The 16,862-nt window shown below is 53.3% G+C and carries 18 protein-coding genes; 9 read left to right on the top strand and 9 right to left on the bottom strand.

What is annotated here, in order from left to right; translation table 11 throughout:
• Positions 1–32 precede the first annotated feature (32 nt).
• A complete protein-coding gene (locus BMW97_RS03870) occupies positions 33–1,160 on the bottom strand; it encodes an alpha/beta hydrolase (RefSeq protein WP_045910394.1) in 1,128 nt (375 codons plus the stop codon).
• Positions 1,161–1,274: 114 nt separating this feature from the next.
• Here BMW97_RS03870 and BMW97_RS03865 point away from each other — a divergent pair, with 114 nt between their 5' ends.
• Complete coding sequence (locus BMW97_RS03865; RefSeq protein ID WP_045910615.1) at positions 1,275–2,159, top strand: LysR family transcriptional regulator; 885 nt, start codon at positions 1,275–1,277, stop codon at positions 2,157–2,159.
• A gap of 65 nt (positions 2,160–2,224) precedes the next feature.
• Here BMW97_RS03865 and BMW97_RS03860 read toward each other — a convergent pair whose 3' ends face one another.
• The gene (locus BMW97_RS03860) at positions 2,225–2,461 is read right to left on the bottom strand and encodes a tautomerase family protein (protein WP_045910395.1); all 237 of its coding nucleotides are present in this window, start codon (positions 2,459–2,461) and stop codon (positions 2,225–2,227) included.
• 61 nt (positions 2,462–2,522) lie between these two features.
• Between BMW97_RS03860 and BMW97_RS03855 the strand changes: the two genes are divergently transcribed.
• Both BMW97_RS03855 and BMW97_RS03850 read left to right on the top strand, forming a co-directional pair.
• Complete coding sequence (locus tag BMW97_RS03855) at positions 2,523–3,026, top strand: winged helix-turn-helix transcriptional regulator (protein WP_045910396.1); 504 nt, start codon at positions 2,523–2,525, stop codon at positions 3,024–3,026.
• Positions 3,027–3,424: 398 nt separating this feature from the next.
• Positions 3,425–3,880 carry a hypothetical protein gene (locus BMW97_RS03850; protein WP_045910397.1) on the top strand — a complete coding sequence of 152 codons (456 nt, stop codon included), beginning with the start codon at positions 3,425–3,427 and terminating at the stop codon, positions 3,878–3,880.
• A gap of 43 nt (positions 3,881–3,923) precedes the next feature.
• On the opposite strand, the gene BMW97_RS03845 is transcribed toward BMW97_RS03850, so the two are convergent.
• Positions 3,924–4,334: a YybH family protein gene (locus tag BMW97_RS03845; RefSeq protein WP_045910398.1), complete on the bottom strand. Its 411-nt coding sequence runs from the start codon at positions 4,332–4,334 to the stop codon at positions 3,924–3,926.
• Positions 4,335–4,655: 321 nt separating this feature from the next.
• On the opposite strand from BMW97_RS03845, the gene BMW97_RS03840 reads away from it, so the two are divergent.
• Positions 4,656–4,958 (top strand): hypothetical protein, encoded by a 303-nt coding sequence (locus tag BMW97_RS03840; protein WP_254783040.1) that lies wholly within the window; start codon positions 4,656–4,658, stop codon positions 4,956–4,958.
• 138 nt (positions 4,959–5,096) lie between these two features.
• Positions 5,097–5,807: a YnfC family lipoprotein gene (locus BMW97_RS03835; protein WP_045910399.1), complete on the top strand. Its 711-nt coding sequence runs from the start codon at positions 5,097–5,099 to the stop codon at positions 5,805–5,807.
• Between the two features lie 187 nt (positions 5,808–5,994).
• Here BMW97_RS03835 and BMW97_RS03830 read toward each other — a convergent pair whose 3' ends face one another.
• Positions 5,995–6,312, bottom strand: a complete 318-nt coding sequence (locus BMW97_RS03830) for a YebG family protein (protein WP_024909116.1) — start codon at positions 6,310–6,312, stop codon at positions 5,995–5,997.
• 70 nt (positions 6,313–6,382) lie between these two features.
• Complete coding sequence (locus tag BMW97_RS03825) at positions 6,383–6,736, bottom strand: helix-turn-helix domain-containing protein (RefSeq protein ID WP_045910400.1); 354 nt, start codon at positions 6,734–6,736, stop codon at positions 6,383–6,385.
• 337 nt (positions 6,737–7,073) lie between these two features.
• Here BMW97_RS03825 and BMW97_RS03820 point away from each other — a divergent pair, with 337 nt between their 5' ends.
• Complete coding sequence (locus tag BMW97_RS03820; RefSeq protein ID WP_045910401.1) at positions 7,074–8,249, top strand: multidrug efflux RND transporter periplasmic adaptor subunit OqxA; 1,176 nt, start codon at positions 7,074–7,076, stop codon at positions 8,247–8,249.
• 24 nt (positions 8,250–8,273) lie between these two features.
• On the top strand, positions 8,274–11,429 hold the full coding sequence (oqxB, locus tag BMW97_RS03815; RefSeq protein WP_021241210.1) for a multidrug efflux RND transporter permease subunit OqxB: 3,156 nt from the start codon (positions 8,274–8,276) through the stop codon (positions 11,427–11,429).
• Between the two features lie 67 nt (positions 11,430–11,496).
• Here the strand turns inward: oqxB and BMW97_RS03810 are convergent, their stop codons facing one another.
• The 3 genes from BMW97_RS03810 to BMW97_RS03800 form a co-directional block, all read right to left on the bottom strand.
• Positions 11,497–11,976 carry an efflux pump transcriptional repressor OqxR gene (locus BMW97_RS03810; protein WP_025760257.1) on the bottom strand — a complete coding sequence of 160 codons (480 nt, stop codon included), beginning with the start codon at positions 11,974–11,976 and terminating at the stop codon, positions 11,497–11,499.
• Between the two features lie 137 nt (positions 11,977–12,113).
• A complete protein-coding gene (locus BMW97_RS03805) occupies positions 12,114–13,502 on the bottom strand; it encodes a sensor histidine kinase (RefSeq protein ID WP_045910402.1) in 1,389 nt (462 codons plus the stop codon).
• The gene (locus tag BMW97_RS03800) at positions 13,502–14,179 is read right to left on the bottom strand and encodes a response regulator (protein ID WP_045910403.1); all 678 of its coding nucleotides are present in this window, start codon (positions 14,177–14,179) and stop codon (positions 13,502–13,504) included. The genes BMW97_RS03805 and BMW97_RS03800 overlap by 1 nt, the downstream gene beginning before the upstream one ends.
• 203 nt (positions 14,180–14,382) lie before the next feature.
• Here BMW97_RS03800 and BMW97_RS03795 point away from each other — a divergent pair, with 203 nt between their 5' ends.
• Positions 14,383–15,219 (top strand): MipA/OmpV family protein, encoded by an 837-nt coding sequence (locus BMW97_RS03795; RefSeq protein WP_045910404.1) that lies wholly within the window; start codon positions 14,383–14,385, stop codon positions 15,217–15,219.
• A 107-nt stretch (positions 15,220–15,326) separates the two neighbouring features.
• On the opposite strand, the gene BMW97_RS03790 is transcribed toward BMW97_RS03795, so the two are convergent.
• The gene (locus tag BMW97_RS03790; RefSeq protein WP_231597206.1) at positions 15,327–15,875 is read right to left on the bottom strand and encodes a hypothetical protein; all 549 of its coding nucleotides are present in this window, start codon (positions 15,873–15,875) and stop codon (positions 15,327–15,329) included.
• A gap of 402 nt (positions 15,876–16,277) precedes the next feature.
• Here BMW97_RS03790 and BMW97_RS03785 point away from each other — a divergent pair, with 402 nt between their 5' ends.
• Complete coding sequence (locus BMW97_RS03785; protein WP_233100168.1) at positions 16,278–16,685, top strand: hypothetical protein; 408 nt, start codon at positions 16,278–16,280, stop codon at positions 16,683–16,685.
• Positions 16,686–16,862 lie beyond the last annotated feature (177 nt).

The following is a 16,862-nucleotide window of genomic DNA, read 5'->3' as shown; positions in this document are numbered from 1 at the left end:
AGCCACCCGTTTAGGGCGGGTGGGGTAGAGGTTTATTTCAGGTTGGTTTTGAAGAACTGCTCAAACTGGCCGAAGGGGATCTTCCCGGCAGCATTATCGTACAGATCGACATGGTTTGCGCCCGGAACAATCACCAGTTCCTTCTGCTTGCTGCCGACCGCTTTAAACGCATCTTCAGCAAAGTAGCGGGAGTGTGCCTTTTCACCGGTTACGATAAGCGTTGGGATAGTAATTTCCCCGGCGTAGCTCAGCAGCGGCATATTCATAAATGATAATGGCGTGGTCGCGGTCCACGCGCCGGTGGAGTTGACGGAGCGCGCATGGAAGCCGCGCGGCATACGGTAGTAGTCAAAGAACTCTTTGAGTACCGGATTCGGGTTGTCAGGTAACGCCTCCGGCAGAATACGTTCAGCTGCCGTCACCTTGCCGTTCTCATCGACATAAAGGTCATGGCCGCCGTGCGCGAAGGTACCGTTCTCAGCATCTTTCCAGCGCTGTGCGTTCAGATACTGCAGAACGGCACGGCGGTCAGACGTTGAATAGCGATCTTTCCCGTCGCCCACGCCGTGGCCCATCGCCCGGCTCATGTCATACATCACGCTGGTGGCGACCGCCTTCACGCGGGTGTCCATGGATGCTGCGTTGAGCGCCATACCGCCCCAGCCGCAGATGCCGAGAATACCAATGCGGTTACGATCAACCTCTTTCTGCAACCCGAGGAAGTCCACCGCCGCACTAAAGTCTTCGGTGTTGATATCCGGAGACGCTACGTTGCGCGGCTGGCCACCGCTTTCGCCCGTATAGGACGGATCGAACGCCAGGGTCACAAACCCATTTTCTGCCAGGGTTTGCGCATACAGGCCGCTGGACTGCTCTTTGACCGCGCCAAATGGCCCGCTGACCGCAATCGCTGCCAGCTTGCGGTCGCCGCGGTTTTTGGGAAGATACAGATCGCCTACCAAGGTGATCCCGTATCGGTTCTGGAAGGACACCTTACGGTGATCGACTTTGTCACTTTCGGCGAAGGTTTTATCCCATGTGCTCACCATCGAAACAGGCGCGTTTGGGTTGGTGGTTTCTGCATAACTCATTGTTGTCACTCCACTTAATGATGCACATAGCAGCATCGCAACGGACAGTTTTTGGGTAAATGTTTTCATAGAAATGAACCCTGGGTTGTTGTGTTGCGGTCATTATAGTTAGCAGAAATAGTGCTGATTAGAGGGCGAAAGCTGCTAGGATTCATATCATATTGTTATAAATGGGTGGGGATGATGGCGAAACGGGAAAACTATAATGAGCTGTACCTGTTCATGCAGGTGGTACGGGAGGGGAGCTTCACGGCGGCTGCGCAGCGGCTTGGGCTGGCGCAATCCGGGATCAGCCGCTCGGTTCGCGAGCTGGAAGAGCGATTGGGCGTTCAACTTCTGGTCCGCACCACGCGCAAGCTCTCGCTCACCCATGCCGGGGAACAGCTTTATCAGACCGCCGAGTCTGCATTCGATACGCTCGATACGGGTCTGGCGACCCTGGCACACTATCGTCAGACGCCGTCCGGCACGGTGCGTATTAATGCCAGCCAGCACGCTATCGATAAATGTCTGCTGCCAAAGCTCGCCATTTTTAAACAGCGTTACCCGGACATCAGGCTGGAACTGATGAATGAAAGCCGCTTCGTCGACATTATCGCCGAGCGGTTCGATGCGGGTGTCAGACTGGGGCCGGAAGTGGGGCAGGGAATGATTGCAGTGCGTATCACGCCTGATATGGAAATGGCCGCGGTGGCTGCCCCGGAACACTTCAGACGCTACGGTTTTCCGCAGACGCCTGCCGATTTAGTGGCTCATCCCTGCATTGCCTACCAGTTTGCCGACGGTAGTGACTATCAGTGGGAACTGGTGCAGGACGGGAAAAAAATCACCCATCGGCCAGAGGGGCAATGGGCGCTGTCTGACAGCTACATGGAAGCCGAGGCCGCCCGGCTGGGGCTTGGGCTGGCCTATGTCCCGGTGGAGCTGGTGGCTGACGATCTGGAGCGCGGAACGCTTATCCGGGTGTTGCAGCGCTATAGCCTGCGCATGGACGGGCTGTATCTCTATTATCCGCACCGCAACGTGTCGCCTGCCCTGAGGGCTGTGATCGATACGCTGAAAATTTAGGGCGATATAACATCACGAGAGCGGACATTCAAACTGCCCGCCGGTGAGCTATGACTAAAAATAAATCAGGACCGCTGTGGTGAGGAAAATTTTGCAGCAATCATTTCAGATGTGGGCTGTATTCCCCCAAGACTCCACTGTTCCGGTTCATGCTCGTCAATACGGATCCATACTGAACGCCGGAATTCAGGATCGCCGTTTCCCTCAATTTCAACAATAAGGTCAGTCATACGGCGTAGCAGTTCTTTTTTTTGCTCCGAATTCATAATTCCTTTAATGGTTTGCACATTTACGAAGGGCATTGTATTCTCCTTAAATAACTGAGTCTTTAAATCATACTCAGGTTACGAGGCAAACGAAGAGATGTCAAAAAATAAATCATTACCGTACTTATTACCTGAGCTTTGTGGGTTAGCGGCGGCCGCTGAGCTTCTTGGCGATCAATGGGTTTTGTTGATTCTGAGAGAGGCGTTTTATGGGGTAACACGCTTTGAAACGATACGGGATCATACAAAAATCACCAGGCAGACGCTGGCGAACCGGTTAAAAAAAATGACTGAACTCGGCCTGCTTTGCAAAATCCCTTATCAGGAAGAAGGGGCGCGTGAACGGTATGAGTATGTTCTCACCGCCAAAAGCCGCAGCCTTGCGCCGATTCTTTTCTCTTTGATGGAGTGGGGTCATAAAAACATACTGCACGACGCACCGCATATTGCGTTAACAGACAAAGAAAGTGGAGAAGTGGTGAATAACGCCTATGTTACCGCCGACGGTAAGTTCGTTGACCCTAAAAACGTTCGGTTAACGTTTCACGACAGCCAATACTTAGCCGCCATGCCCCAGGCGCCTGACCATACTGACGCTTAAAGCTGCGGTTGAAGGACTGCCGGGAGTCAAAGCCCAGCGAGAGCGGTGATTGATACCCTTAAAATTTAGGGCAGCGTTGTCATTCTGGAAGGCGCATCGCAAACCGCAAAGTAACCTTATGAAATTCAGCGTTATGTCTTTTCCTCTACGGGGCGCGGTCGTAAAGTGCCTGCGTTGCGGCACATCCGCAACCGGGCGTAGGAACCCGTCAACCATATAGTGACATTACGTATGTCGCAGCAGTGCCGATCTCGTTACAATAACGGTGGCGCTGACGGAGCAGCCGTAAGGCTGGCCGTTTTCTATATGGGCGGTATTCCTACCTCTGTCAGCGCTACCCCCCGAGCGTAGGAACTCAAAGGGTGGTTAAATAAACTCCATATAGAAGGAAGCCTTGTATGGCGACTATCCCAACCTTGATTTATCTCCCGTCTGACGAAAACGTCATTCTGCAACTTATCTCCCGGCCGCTTCCGGCTGATGCCGATCTTTTTGTCGTCGCCGACAACTGCGCCGCGCTGGTGAGCGTGCTGGTCGAAACCGATGATATCGCGAGCCGTACAGCGCTGTGCGAGCGTCTTCTTGAGGCCATGCGCAGGCTGCGTGAACTCTGTGATGTCGATCTTCCGCCATACCTGATTGAACAGCTGATCAAGGGTGAGAAAACCAACTCCTGCGTGCCCGACTGCTGGCAGGATACCTTAACGCAGGTGGACTATGTTCTGGCGCTGACGCAAGCCGTTATGGGGAGAACGCTACCCGCTCACGTAGCGAAAGAGCTGACGGGCCTGCTGCACGATATGGTGTGGCTGCTGGCTGAGTTTGTGAAGGAGCCGCGCATTACTGCGCATTAAGGGGCTGGCGTGGAGGGGCGGCAGCGCCCCTTTGAAAGTGTGATTAACGCGATCGGTTCCCGGTATCCAGAAGCGACGTGCCGTAGGAGTTGTCGATAGTACAAAGCCAGCGACCGTCGCTTTCCAGCCGAAAAACATAGGTCGCGCGGCGCGACATTTCCGTTATTCCACCCTGACCATCAGGAAAACACAGAACGGTTTCCATGATAACGAGGGCATTGTCACCGCCTTCGATCACCTGCATCTCTCCTTGTTCCACAATCAATTGGTCCTGGAAATAATCCGAGATGGCAATAAACGCGTTGCGGATGTTTTCTTTGCCTGTAACCGTCATGCCGGGTTTAACGACCAGAGCCGCGTCTTCGGCGTAGTATTCCATCAGCGCGTCATAGTTTTTGGTGGTGATGGCGCGATCGCAGGATTTGATGATCTGGTGTAGCGGATGTGGGGTCATGCGCGATCCCTCGTTGGTGGGGGGAACGTGTATTAACGTAACAGTCTGGCGTGTTTGTATAGCTACCAGGTTTTGTGATTGGAAGGTTTAGCATAGAAGCGGATAGTTTTAAGGTTACGCCTGCTATGAATTGTGAGCTCAACGGGGTGATTTCTAAACTGATATCAAGTCATTAAAACCTGCATCTGTCAGGTTTTGTGTCAGCAGTCACTACAGCAGGATAATAACTTCCTTGGGTAACTAAAGATTTTTTGCACAAAGTCGATAACTCCCCGGAAGACAGTCATTTGCCGAAACAGTATTTATCAGGGGAAAAAGAAGTTGAGATTTCTAACATTGTTTATCCTCCTTATTGCTATTACCTTACATGCCAAAGAACATGATTATGGCCCACCTGTCTCTGTATGCCTGAACAAACATACCTTTCCCTATATCAACACGATGATTCCAGCTGAAAATATTGTTAATGACGCTTATCTGGCGTGCCAGGGTGTCGTTGATGAATGGAATCGTGAGAGAGAATCCTTGCCCAAAGAAATGGTGATCAAGCAGAATAAGGAGTTGCGTGATATGTATATCAGGATGATTGAGATCCGTCGGAAAGCGAGTGCACACAAAAAATGAGGGGCCCTTGTATCGATTGATTAGAACAAAAAGCAGACACTTAACGTGTGTCATGGAAACGCTTTGATTATTCGTAAAATATGAGAGCGCGAATTCACATCATCGTTGAATACTATTTTATTAATAAAGGGATGACTTATGAAAGCAGGTGTTTTTTTAAATCTATTATTTTTGACGTTATCATTTGATGTCGCGGCATTTACTCAATTCAAACCGGCGGTCTTAAATGCTGCTCTTTTATTCGATCATGATGCAACCACCGGGAACGTAAAACATAGCCTCCAGTGGATGCGGGATGTTACAGGTAAACTTCAGGTTATGACAGAAGTTAGATACGATCGCAGCGGATGCTTTACGAGTATCAACATGGTTGACAAGGCAAATGATCGAGAGTTTCATTTGGTCAATAAAGATGGATTACTGACGTCACTTAAAGGCCAGCGTATTACCGGGAAAATAAATAAGCGCTGCGAAATTACTGAGCTTGAGAATGAAAAAGGTAATTACTTACTCAGTTATAATATACGTGGCTTGCTGGAAAAAATAATGGACAAAGATACGGGCGAAGTTGTAGAGCGATATGAATATCACAACAGCCAATTCCCCGTTCGCATAATAAACTACAAAGATCCAAAAGATGAACGCATCGTTTACCCATCCGGGAGTGCGCAATTCCTTGACTCAGAATTAGTGTCGAAAAGAGAGGACATCACTTTCATGGTGAAGCAAAGCTGTGCTTACACCGCTGATGGTAATGCAGATAAATGCTCGGTGATAGCATCCACTAACGACGACTATCGTGACTCAAGCCTCGTATGGATTTCTAATCACAAAAATGAATATTTCTAAATTATTTAAAAGGACTGAACCCACGTCACCTTCCCGAAAGTCCTATTTTTTTATGTAATTGCATCATCTCCTGCTTTGAAACGATGGTATCGTTAACATCAATCAGCAGGAGAGTACTATAGACAGCCAAAAAGCCGTAAGCAGTTATCTGCTTACGGCTTCCAGAACGGTGATGATTTTCTGGCAATCAGGCCGCTTTCACAGCCCTGATTTTTTTGGCGTCAGCCGCGTCGGATTCTGTTTTATCCGCTACAGCTGGAGCAGTGAGATCGGGAAGCTTGCTGGTACGCAGAATATGCTGCACGGTCTCTTTCTGCTCGGCGAGATACAGGCCAAGATTTTCAGCCTGCGTTTCATCCATCTGCATTCCGCTTTGCAACAGCCAGTCGGTGAACGCATCTGCCATATCGAGCAGCTTGTCGTGAGCGTCAGCCTCTTTCTTACTGGCAAATGTCATTTTCTCTTCACCTTTTCTTACGACAACAAATTTTGTTTCAACAGCCATCGTGCACCTCGCTATACTGTGTTTATATACAGTATAACAGCAACAGATCGATGTTGCAGCAAAATATGCATTACTGGCGAAGCTGCTGTGTTTCCGGGCCACTCATACTCCGTCGCCATGCCCCAGGCGCCTGACCATACTGACGCTTAAAGCTGCGGTTGAAGGATTGCTGGGAGTCAAAGCCCAGCGCGATCGCCACGTTCAGAATCGGTTCGTCACTGTGGGATAACCGCTCAACCGATTTTTGCAGCTTTTGCGCGCGAATATACCCGGCGAGGGGATAGCCCGTATGCTCTTTGAACAGGCGCTGGAGGTGCCATTTAGAGTAGCCGGAACGCCTGGCGACGGTCTCAATGTCCAGTCGGCTGTCCAGGTTGTTGTCGATCCAGTCGAGTAAATCATGCATAAATGCGCCAGTGTTCATCTGGTTACCCCCACGCAGCGGATGAAAAAGTATCTTTGTCTGTTGCATTTAAAGGTGGCGCGTTTTTGCGGTAATTGCAAGTTTTATTGTTGCATTTAAATCCCTGACCGAAACGGGTCTTTTCACATCCACTCAAATAGCACATAAAGTGCAACAATTATTCTTGCACTTAGTTAAGCGCCTTCCTACAATCGCCGCGAATAGTGTATTCGCAACTGTTACAGTTTTGTGGCGATGAACGACACAAATGGCCTTAAGACAGCCTCCGGACAAAGGAAGTGGCGCGGTGCCTCCTGCTGCGTCTTGCCCGGTGGCGACAATTATCGGAATAAAAATAATGAGCCTGCAAAAAACCTGGGGTAATTCTCATCTGAGCGCGCTGGGGGCAATGTTGCTCTCCGTGCTGCTCGTCGGATGCGATAACAGCGTCGCGCAAAATGCTGCGCCACCTGCGCCTGCCGTGAGTGCCGCTGACGTGGTGGTGAAATCGATTAGCCAGTGGGATAGCTTTAACGGTCGGATTGAAGCGGTGGAGAGCGTTCAGTTGCGCCCGCGCGTGTCCGGCTACATTGATAAGGTGAATTACACCGACGGCCAGGAAGTGAAGAAGGGCGAGGTGCTGTTCACTATTGATGATCGTACCTATCGCGCCGCGCTGGAACAGGCGCAGGCGAACCTGGCGAGAGCCAAAACCCAGGCCAGCCTCGCGCAAAGTGAGGCTAACCGTACCGATAAGCTGATCAATACCCATCTGGTCTCACGGGAAGAGTGGGAGCAGCGACGTTCGGCTGCCGTTCAGGCGCAGGCCGACATTCGCGCCGCGCAGGCGGCGGTTGACGCAGCCCAGCTCAACCTGGACTTTACCAAAGTGACCGCGCCTATCGATGGTCGCGCCAGCCGGGCGCTGATCACCAGCGGGAACCTGGTGACTGCGGGCGACACTGCCAGCGTCCTCACCACGCTGGTCTCGCAGAAGACGGTGTACGTCTACTTTGACGTGGACGAGTCAACCTACCTTCACTATCAAAACCTGGCCCGCAGCGGGCAGGGGGCGACCAGCAATCACACGGCGCTGCCGGTTGAGATTGGCCTGACGGGCGAGGAGGGCTATCCCCATCAGGGCAAAGTGGATTTTCTGGATAACCAGCTCACGCCGAGCACCGGGACCATCCGCATGCGCGCGCTGCTGGATAACTCACAGCGTCAGTTCACGCCGGGACTGTTTGCCCGCGTACGCCTGCCGGGCAGCGCGGAGTTCAAAGCCACGCTTATCGACGACAAGGCGGTGCTGACCGATCAGGATCGAAAATACGTCTATATCGTGGATAAAGAGGGGAAAGCGCAGCGTCGCGACATTACGCCGGGACGTCTGGCAGACGGTTTACGCATTGTGCGGCAGGGGCTGAACCCTGGCGACAAAGTCATCGTCGAGGGTTTACAGAAAGTGTTTATGCCGGGTATGCCGGTTAACGCCAAAACCGTTGCCATGACCGCCACCAGCGCCCTCAACTGATCCCTTGACCTGAGAATCCAACCCATGGACTTTTCCCGTTTTTTCATCGACAGGCCGATCTTTGCTGCCGTCCTGTCGATTCTGATTTTTATCACAGGGTTAATCGCCATCCCGCTGCTGCCGGTGAGCGAATACCCTGATGTCGTGCCGCCAAGCGTGCAGGTGCGCGCGGAGTACCCGGGCGCCAACCCGAAAGTGATTGCTGAGACCGTGGCGACGCCGCTGGAAGAGGCGATCAACGGCGTTGAGAACATGATGTACATGAAATCCGTCGCGGGTTCGGACGGCGTGCTGGTGACTACCGTGACCTTCCGTCCGGGAACTGACCCCGATCAGGCGCAGGTTCAGGTGCAGAACCGCGTCGCGCAGGCCGAGGCGCGTCTGCCGGAGGACGTGCGGCGTCTGGGCATTACCACCCAGAAACAGTCCCCGACGCTGACGCTGGTGGTGCATCTGTTTTCGCCAAACGGTAAGTACGACTCGCTGTATATGCGCAACTACGCCACGCTGAAGGTGAAGGATGAGCTGGCGCGCCTGCCCGGCGTCGGCCAGATCCAGATTTTCGGCTCCGGCGAGTACGCGATGCGCGTCTGGCTGGACCCAAATAAAGTGGCGGCGCGCGGTCTGACCGCCTCGGACGTGGTCACGGCGATGCAGGAGCAAAACGTACAGGTCTCCGCCGGTCAGCTTGGCGCCGAGCCGCTGCCGAAAGAGAGTGATTTCCTGATCTCCATTAACGCCCAGGGCCGCCTGCATACCGAAGAAGAGTTTGGCAATATTGTCCTGAAAACAACGCAGGATGGTACGGTCGTCCGCCTGCGCGACGTGGCGCGGATTGAAATGGGCTCCGGGAGCTATGCGCTGCGTTCCCAGCTGAACAATAAAGACGCAGTCGGGATTGGTATCTTCCAGTCACCCGGGGCGAACGCTATCGACCTGTCTAACGCGGTGCGCGCGAAAATGGACGAACTGTCCACGCGCTTCCCGGCAGACATGAAGTGGGCGGCACCTTACGATCCGACGGTCTTCGTGCGTGATTCGATCCGTGCGGTGGTGCAGACGCTGCTGGAAGCCGTGGTGCTGGTCGTGCTGGTGGTCATTCTGTTCCTGCAAACCTGGCGCGCGTCGATCATTCCGCTGATCGCGGTGCCGGTGTCGGTGGTGGGTACCTTCAGCATTCTCTACCTGCTGGGCTTCTCGCTGAATACCCTTAGCCTGTTCGGGCTGGTGCTGGCCATCGGTATCGTGGTGGACGACGCCATCGTGGTGGTGGAAAACGTCGAGCGAAACATCGAAGAGGGGCTTGCGCCGCTTGCGGCTGCGCACCAGGCGATGCGTGAAGTGTCCGGGCCGATTATCGCGATTGCGCTGGTGCTGTGCGCGGTGTTTGTGCCGATGGCGTTTCTGTCGGGCGTTACCGGCCAGTTCTACAAGCAGTTTGCGGTGACGATCGCGATATCTACGGTGATTTCAGCGATTAACTCGCTGACGCTCTCTCCGGCGCTGGCGGCACTGCTGTTAAAGCCGCACGGCGCGCCGAAAGATTTCCCGACCCGGCTTATCGATCGTCTCTTCGGCTGGATTTTCCGTCCGTTTAACCGCTTCTTCCTCCGCAGCTCAAACGGCTATCAGGGGCTGGTGGGCAAAACGCTGGGACGACGCGGGGCGGTATTCGTGGTTTATCTGCTGCTGCTCTGTGCCGCAGGCGTCATGTTTAAAGCGGTGCCCGGCGGGTTTATTCCGACGCAGGACAAGCTTTACCTGATCGGCGGCGTGAAAATGCCGGAAGGCTCTTCGCTGGCCCGCACCGATGCGGTGATCCGCAAAATGAGCGAAATCGGGATGAATACCGAAGGCGTGGACTATGCGGTCGCGTTTCCGGGACTGAATGCGCTGCAGTTCACCAACACGCCGAATACCGGGACGGTCTTCTTCGGTCTGAAGCCGTTCGACCAGCGTAAACATTCCGCGGCGGAAATTAATGCCGAGATTAACGCGAAAATCGCGCAAATCCAGCAGGGCTTTGGCTTCTCCATCCTGCCGCCGCCGATTTTAGGGCTGGGTCAGGGGTCGGGCTATTCCCTGTACATCCAGGACCGCGGTGGTCTGGGATATGGCGCGCTGCAAAATGCGGTGAACACCATGTCCGGTGCAATTATGCAGACGCCGGGGATGCATTTCCCGATCTCAACCTACCAGGCTAACGTGCCGCAGCTGGACGTGCAGGTTGACCGCGATAAGGCGAAAGCGCAGGGCGTGTCGCTGACCGATCTCTTCGGGACGCTGCAAACCTATCTGGGCTCGTCGTACGTCAATGACTTCAACCAGTTCGGACGTACCTGGCGCGTGATGGCGCAGGCGGACGGGCAGTTCCGCGACAGCGTGGAAGATATTGCGAATCTGCGCACCCGTAACAGCCAGGGCGAAATGGTGCCGATTGGCAGTATGGTAAACATCACGACCACCTACGGGCCGGATCCGGTGATCCGCTACAACGGCTACCCGGCGGCGGATCTGATTGGCGATGCCGACCCGCGCGTGCTCTCATCAGCGCAGGCGATGACGCAGCTGGACGCGATGTCTAAGCAGATCCTGCCGAACGGGATGAACATCGAATGGACGGATCTGAGCTTCCAGCAGGCCACCCAGGGCAACACGGCGCTGATCGTCTTCCCGGTCGCGGTGCTGCTGGCATTCCTGGTTCTGGCGGCGCTGTATGAAAGCTGGACGCTGCCGCTGGCAGTGATCCTCATCGTGCCGATGACCATGCTCTCCGCACTGTTTGGCGTCTGGCTGACCGGGGGCGATAACAACGTCTTCGTGCAGGTGGGGCTGGTGGTGCTGATGGGGCTGGCCTGTAAAAACGCCATTCTTATCGTGGAGTTTGCTCGCGAGCTGGAAATTCAGGGTAAAGGCATCATGGAGGCCGCGCTGGAAGCGTGCCGCCTGCGTTTACGCCCGATTGTGATGACCTCCATCGCCTTTATTGCCGGGACCATTCCGCTGATCCTCGGCCACGGCGCGGGCGCAGAAGTACGTGGCGTCACCGGGATCACGGTATTCTCCGGTATGCTGGGGGTGACGCTGTTTGGTCTGTTCCTGACGCCGGTGTTCTACGTGACGCTGCGTAAGTTCGTCACGCGTGGGAAGAAAGAGGAAAGGGACGTGCTGCCCGCTTAAGGACGTTGCTGATAAAAAAAAACCGCCTTCACTGTGAAGGCGGTTTTTTTTTGCATCAGGTAAAACGTTAAGACGTTTTTTGATACTGGGCGATGAGGTCGGGGAGCGGATCCCAGCCGCTGCTGTCGGCGTTTTTCACCGCTTCCAGGGCACTTGCTACGGTATGGCGGGCCAGTACCGCTAACGACGCCTGCTCGGCCTCTTCGGAAATTGATTTAAAGTACCAGCACGCGTTAGCGCTGACCACGCAGCGAGCCGGTACGTCAGGGCGCGACGCCCACAGCTTTTTATCTTCGATGACCGACAGATAGATGTCGCGCAGGGTGATCTCTTCCGGCGGGCGACCAAGATGAATGGAGCCGTTACGGCCAAGCGTTGAGACGATAATGCCGTCTCGCGTCAGCGGAACCATCAATTTGCGGATGAAGCTCGGGTTCGCTTCCAGGCCATAGGCCAGAATCGCACTCGTTGAACGTTCACCCAATTGCTCCGCCATCGCTACGCTGAGAACCATCTGCAAAGCTGTCGGGAAGCGGTAATCTAACATTTCTCTGTCCTGGGTTGCGGTGAATCTTGTTCTTTTTGGCACCGCAGAGGTGAATAAGCAATAAACAACAATATAACAAATACGGTAATTATTTTGAAGCAATCTGCGGCATTTGCGATCAAACCCCCTGTTCTGCTTTAGCTAAACGTGCGGTTCGGGAAGTCAACCGTCACCAGGAGGCCACCTTCTGCAGAGGTACTCAGATTTACGCTGCTGTTGTGTTGCTGCGCCACCGCTTTGACGATGGCAAGCCCCAGGCCGCTGCCGCTTTGCACCTGATTGGGATCGCGGAAAAAGCGGTCGAACACGCGCTCCTGCAGCTCGACCGGAATACCCGGGCCCGCATCGGAGACGCGCAGCTGAACGACGCGATCGCCTGCACGCACGTCGACCTGAATCCGCCCGCCCTCGGGGCTGTACTTCACGGCGTTCTCAATGAGATTATCAATCAGCGACACCAGGCGTTCCCTGACGCCTGAGATCCACACTTCATCCTCGGCAAAGAATTCCAGCTCGATCCTCCGCGCAGACGCTAAGGGCTCCAGCTCGGCCATACGCGCCTGGATGAGTGTCGTCAGCGGCACGGGCTCCATGGCCGTATCAATACGCGCTTCGCTGTGCATCATCAGCAGCAACTGATTGACGAGACGCGCGGCGCGGCTGTTGCTGCGGATCACGCCGGCAAGCAGCTCCTGCTGGCTTTCGCTGATGACCCAGGACTGCAGCGCCTCCACGTTGATGCGCATCGCCGCGAGGGGCGTACGCAGCTCGTGCGCGGCATCCGCGATGAAAACACGCTCCCTTTCCGCGCTTTCACGCACCCTGGCAAGAAAGTCATTGATCGCGTCCACCATCTGGCGAAGCTCTCTGTGCTTCGGTACGGCTTTTAACGGGGAGAGATCGTCCGGCGTGCGTAACGTAATCTCATTGACCACCTTATTCCAGGGACGCATCGCAATGCGTATTGACAGCCACGCGGGAAACAGCAGAAAAGGGAAGCAGACCAGCAGCGGCAGGATGTAGTACCCGCGTGAGTTCAGATAGATAAAGAAGTTCCAGCCGCTGGCTGGGGTGAAAAGGGTAACCTCCACGTCGGAGTGCGGGGATTTGAGGGTGCGACTGGTCCAGGTTCGATCACCACTTTGAACATGCTCCAGTTCGCCGAACCGGGTGTTTGTTATCCCTGCGGGCGCACCGTCGGAGGCAAAAATAACGGTATTATTTTTGCGAACGATGAGGTTAATCGATAGCACGGGATCTTCCCCTCCGCCGTAACCTTCACGCAGCGCCTTGCTGAAGTCCTCCAGCACGGCGGTACGATCCTGCGGGCGTCCATCCATACGCTCAGCCAGGTTAAAAACGGTTTCGTACGTTTTACTGCCCGTGAGGATAGGGGGGCTGCGCAGGTCCTCCCACAGAATAAAGGTTAAAAAAAGACACCACAGCAGGGTAAGCAGCAGCATCTGGGCGATGATAATACGCCGTACCAGCGTCGGACGCCTCAGGTGATACCAGACGTTTTGCATTAACCGGTCACCTTTTGTATTGAGACGGTATCAATAACGTACCCGACGCCCCGGACCGTTCGCACATAGCCGTCGCCGATTTTTCGCCGTAAATTTCCCATATGCACGTCGAGCGCGTTGCTGAGGTTCTCTTTGTTGCCGAATATCCTTTCTTCCAGAAACCGCCGGGTCAGCACGCGGTCCGCGCGCAGCATCAACGTTTCCAGCAGCGCGTATTCACTGGCCGTTAAATCGATATGCCGCGAACTCACCGTCACGCGGCGCGTCGGGACATGAAGTGATAGCCCACGAATTTCTATCGCCTCATTTTCAAAACCGTAGCTGCGCCGTGCAAGGGCTCGCACTCTCGCCAGCAGCTCGGCGAGAATAAAGGGTTTGACGAGATAGTCGTCCGCGCCGGCATCCAGCCCGCACAGGCGATCCTGCAGCGTCCCTCGCGCCGTCAGGATGATGACGGGGATCCCCTTGAGTTGCTGACGCAAACGCGTCATCAGGCTCATGCCATCGCCGTCGGGCAACCCCAGGTCGAGCAAAATAAGTTCCGGCACGCAGACGTCAAGCTGATGCAGCGCATCCTCTTTACGGCGAACCCATATGACGTCAAATCCTTGATCTGAGAGGGCGATACGTACGCCATTGCCGAGATCCAGGTCGTCTTCGATAAGTAGAATTTTCACATTGGTAACGGTATCAACCGTGAATGAAGAATAACTTAAGAAAAAAACGGTAGCAGGAAATCTGTCCGGATGACAGCACCTGCCCGCGCTTCAGTGTTTCTTCATTTTCGGCTCATAAGAACCTTAGGGTCACTCTTCAAAATGGGCGTTCCGGCGTTTAACCGCCTGCATCGTCATCATTTGAATCCATAAGGACTTCCTTAATGAGAAATATTGAACTGCGTCATACGTTCCCTCATTTACTTTCGGACCGCTGCCTGAAAACCCTCGTGCCGGGCGTCGTTCTGGCGTTACTGGCTACGCCTGTACTGGCGGAAGAACAGCGCCAGGGTAACGTCTTAACCCTGGGGGGCGGCGTGGATGTGGGGCCGCGCTACTCGGGTTCAGATAAAACCCGCGTCTCAGCGGCTCAGGTAGTGGATTATTCCATGGCAAATGGCTTCTTTATCGGCACCACGCGTGGGATCGGTTACGGTAACAACGTTGGCAACCTGGATTACAGCGCAGCGCTGAGCTATCGAGTTGGCCGTAAAGATAAAGACGTGAGCAGCGATTCGATCAGCTCCGGCAGCGACGAGTTGAGAGGGATGGGAGAGATTAAAGGCTCGGCTATCGTGGTGCCCGGGCTGGGGTACAAGGTGGCCGACTGGCTGAATCTGCAGCTGCAGGCTGAGGTTCCGGTGTCTGAGAGAGACAACGGAGAGGCGGTGCATTTCGGCTTGAGCAGCCCGCTCTATACCTCACCAACAAATGCGGTGACGCTGGCGCTGAGCGGCAGTTGGGGATCCGACAAGTATATGCAGACGTATTACGGGGTCAACGCCGCCCAGTCGGCCGCATCGGGCTTTGCCCGACATGACGCCGGGGCCGGGGTTTATGCCTGGTCGATGAACCTTGACTGGACCCACAAGCTCACCTCTCGCTGGAGCGTCCTTGCCTCTGCGGGCGTGACGCAGCTGACGGGGGATGCCGGTGATAGTCCCATTGTGCAACACAAAACGTCGCCCACGGGGAGTTTGAAGGTGACGTACAGTTTTTAATTGTGGGTTGCGGCGGCTGGTGGTCTTGAGCCGTATATAAGCCGCTCCGGTTTAGATGGCGGGGCGGAACCTCTTGCTGACAGTTACACCACACGTGGTTGACGGTTTTATCTAAAGCTCCATTGGGCTGTGATGACAAACACGGAGGGGATGATAATACCCACATCCATGCCAAAATAAGACGTAAAATTATACTGGAATCCGTGATATATATAGGGAGAAAATCCTATCCCGGTTACTTTTTTAAAATCATGGTATGAACCATGGTCACCACAATCATCGAATGTATCAAAGAAAAATTCGCCTACATATCCATAGATTCCCTTAAAAACCCAACCGTTATTCCACCCAGCCCAGTCTCTTCTTACGCCGGCAGCCAGACATCTGTCATTAAAGCTGTTTTTCATTGTGCCTAGCACAACACTATATTTCGATGTGTCCGAAAATTTCCTCTCCACGGATATAAACTTGTTTTCAAAGTTCTCCGTGTATTGTCCGTGATTATTTGTCAGATGATAAACGTATGAGCCCGTGTTTATAGAATACAGATTTATTTCATCTGCAGAGCAATTCCATGTAACCAGATAAAAACTTCCGCACCACAGCCATGCGGGGTATCTTTTACGGGCTGTCTGCTTATGTGGAATATTATCCATATTCGCTCACTTTGGCTAACGTACTGAATTTATAAGAACTAATTTTTGGCCTGTAGCTGTACAAATTTTAGCATACATACGGAACGTTGTGATCTTGCGTCACGGGAACGGGACAATGTTCGCTTTCGGTGCAGACAACGCGGACCTTGTCAGACAGTTCCATGCGAGTCATCTCAATTCAGTACACGGCTGGTACAGTCCGCCTCTGGCTCGATGCGGACGATCTGACTGAGCTTAAGGTTCGCAGTGAGCGAAAAACGGTCCTTTAATCCATTCTGTATCAGATGCAGGACTAACACTAGCATGTGATAATCTACCGGGGGTAGGTCATCGCATCTGGTCAGGTAGTGGCGATGTGATTCTACGGTGTAAGAAATGAACAAAGATATTTGGTGTTAAAAAATGACGAAAATGGACGATGACTTTTTAGAATATGATCTGGACTGGTTTTTATCCAGCCAGGAAGGGTACTTAGCGCATTTTGCAACAGCAGGTCAGGGGCCGATTCCTGAAAGGATCAAGTCATCTGTCGAGGACTATAATTTTATTCTTGATTATATTTACTCATTGGAACCCTTGTCAGAGGTCTATGTGATAGAAGGCAATCTGCCTGCTTTTTCAAATGAAAATCAACGTTCTTGCTATCTGCGCTCATTTGTTGAGATGTCAAGTAAAGGATTGTTCAGCTACAACTATGAACAAGGTGGGTATAAATTAATTTCGCAACCAAAAACACCATTGAAATATGAAACATTGCCAAATAAAGTGAAAGGTGTGATTTATGTTGCAGATAGAGAAATTGACTTATAGATATGATATGCTGATGCGGCATGCGCTCAATTTTTTGACACGCAATAGCCATAGAAAGATCCGATCGTGTCACGGCGCGGATCGACTCGAAGATCGATATCCGCTCTGAGCGAAGAGCGAAAATTGTATTTATGAATGACTTTTATATTGCCAAATAAATTATTATTTGCCGCTTTT

This window comes from Enterobacter sp. NFIX58, from assembly GCF_900110475.1.
Lineage (GTDB): Bacteria > Pseudomonadota > Gammaproteobacteria > Enterobacterales > Enterobacteriaceae > Enterobacter > Enterobacter quasiroggenkampii.
This window is presented reverse-complemented; position numbering and strand designations above follow the sequence as displayed.

What these genes read in the sequence shown, in the direction of transcription:
- BMW97_RS03870 (WP_045910394.1), bottom strand. Translation starts at nt 1,160, where the DNA reads ATGAAAACATTTACCCAAAAACTGTCCGTTGCGATGCTGCTATGTGCA.
- BMW97_RS03865 (WP_045910615.1), top strand. Translation starts at nt 1,275, where the DNA reads ATGGCGAAACGGGAAAACTATAATGAGCTGTACCTGTTCATGCAGGTG.
- BMW97_RS03860 (WP_045910395.1), bottom strand. Translation starts at nt 2,461, where the DNA reads ATGCCCTTCGTAAATGTGCAAACCATTAAAGGAATTATGAATTCGGAG.
- BMW97_RS03855 (WP_045910396.1), top strand. Translation starts at nt 2,523, where the DNA reads ATGTCAAAAAATAAATCATTACCGTACTTATTACCTGAGCTTTGTGGG.
- BMW97_RS03850 (WP_045910397.1), top strand. Translation starts at nt 3,425, where the DNA reads ATGGCGACTATCCCAACCTTGATTTATCTCCCGTCTGACGAAAACGTC.
- BMW97_RS03845 (WP_045910398.1), bottom strand. Translation starts at nt 4,334, where the DNA reads ATGACCCCACATCCGCTACACCAGATCATCAAATCCTGCGATCGCGCC.
- BMW97_RS03835 (WP_045910399.1), top strand. Translation starts at nt 5,097, where the DNA reads ATGAAAGCAGGTGTTTTTTTAAATCTATTATTTTTGACGTTATCATTT.
- BMW97_RS03830 (WP_024909116.1), bottom strand. Translation starts at nt 6,312, where the DNA reads ATGGCTGTTGAAACAAAATTTGTTGTCGTAAGAAAAGGTGAAGAGAAA.
- BMW97_RS03825 (WP_045910400.1), bottom strand. Translation starts at nt 6,736, where the DNA reads ATGAACACTGGCGCATTTATGCATGATTTACTCGACTGGATCGACAAC.
- BMW97_RS03820 (WP_045910401.1), top strand. Translation starts at nt 7,074, where the DNA reads ATGAGCCTGCAAAAAACCTGGGGTAATTCTCATCTGAGCGCGCTGGGG.
- oqxB (WP_021241210.1), top strand. Translation starts at nt 8,274, where the DNA reads ATGGACTTTTCCCGTTTTTTCATCGACAGGCCGATCTTTGCTGCCGTC.
- BMW97_RS03810 (WP_025760257.1), bottom strand. Translation starts at nt 11,976, where the DNA reads ATGTTAGATTACCGCTTCCCGACAGCTTTGCAGATGGTTCTCAGCGTA.
- BMW97_RS03805 (WP_045910402.1), bottom strand. Translation starts at nt 13,502, where the DNA reads ATGCAAAACGTCTGGTATCACCTGAGGCGTCCGACGCTGGTACGGCGT.
- BMW97_RS03795 (WP_045910404.1), top strand. Translation starts at nt 14,383, where the DNA reads ATGAGAAATATTGAACTGCGTCATACGTTCCCTCATTTACTTTCGGAC.
- BMW97_RS03790 (WP_231597206.1), bottom strand. Translation starts at nt 15,875, where the DNA reads ATGGATAATATTCCACATAAGCAGACAGCCCGTAAAAGATACCCCGCA.
- BMW97_RS03785 (WP_233100168.1), top strand. Translation starts at nt 16,278, where the DNA reads ATGACGAAAATGGACGATGACTTTTTAGAATATGATCTGGACTGGTTT.